2 protein-coding genes are annotated in these 1,223 nt (G+C 43.9%); both read right to left on the reverse strand.

Features of this window, described 5'->3' with window-relative positions:
- On the reverse strand, positions 1–381 hold a 381-nt coding region (locus PX636_RS05360; RefSeq protein WP_502882845.1), incomplete at its 3' end, for a DUF8459 domain-containing protein.
- 100 nt (positions 382–481) lie between these two features.
- Positions 482–1,223: pyridoxal-dependent decarboxylase (locus tag PX636_RS05365; protein WP_288116419.1), on the reverse strand; the 742-nt coding region annotated here is incomplete at its 5' end.

Raw genomic sequence — 1,223 nt, forward strand, 5'->3', positions numbered from 1 at the left:
ATCTACACTTAAATAAAGTGAGTTATCATCAGGAATCTGCTCAATTGTCAGGTTCTCAACAGGAATAGAATCATTTTGAGCAATTCTTTCAATTCTCCGGGTAATAGCGTTAGCTCTCTCCTCCGCCGAAAATGAAGAAACTCCCCGTCGGATAAAAAAGAGGGGTTTTCCATCTAACATAACTGGAAAGCCATCAATTCTGTTTTCCGGTTGTGTCGGATTTTGAGCTATTCCCAAAAGAGGGGAAGTTAGAGTCAGTAGTAAAACTACAAAAAATATTAGCAAGGTATGCCCAATTTTTTTCATCCATCCTCTAGCTTTAGATGGTGTAGTTAGCATTAAATATCTTTGATTAATATCGACAACTGGTACAAATTGCATAGGATTAAGTCAGATTTTTTTGTCTGTAGTCGGGTAAGCTTCAAGCATTACTGTCCTCGATGAGGTGCAGCTCTTCTAGGTTGAGACAGGAGGGAAATTTTCACATCTGAAAGCCATTCTTGCAACTACTAGCACCATCGACGTGCAGGGGAACTTGCCAGCCGGTTTCTCTGTTCAATGTTTCTAGAACCTCATTAATTTCTTGGACGGGTTCATAACTACCATCAAAGGTACTACCCATAATTGCAATTACCCCGATCTTATTCTCATCAATTAGTTTAATTGCCTCGGTCGCCTTGAGATGAAAACGATTCCCTTCCATCGGCACAAAACGCGGTTCTACCTCCCAATAACGACAGAATTTTTGCCAACAAACCTGCACATTAATGCCCATGACTAAATTAGGTTTGTCGGTGGGTTTACCCTCTTTTTGTCGGCGTTTGCGCCACTGCCATTTTAAAGCCATGCCTCCCAACATCGCCGCTTCACTGGAACCAATGGTAGAACAACCGGTTGCAGCTTCGCTTTCGGGAGCATTCCAGAGTCTAGCGATCATATTCACACAACGCAGTTCAATTTCGGCGGTTTGTGGGTATTCATCCTTGTCGATCATGTTTTTATCGAAGGTTTCCGCCATTAATTGTTTGGCTTCCGGTTCCATCCAAGTGGTGACAAAAGTAGCCAGATTCAGGCGAGAATTACCATCAAGGGCGAGTTCATCGCGGATTAAATTGTAGGCCACCGCCGGCGGCATTTCTCCCTCGGGAATCTCGTATTTAGGTACAGCGGAAGTCAGGGCGCGGGAAGCATAGGTGGGGGTAATTAGTGCCTCTTCCGGACTA

This window comes from Microcystis sp. M53598_WE2, from assembly GCF_030067735.1.
GTDB classification, from domain to species: Bacteria; Cyanobacteriota; Cyanobacteriia; order Cyanobacteriales; family Microcystaceae; genus Microcystis; species Microcystis aeruginosa.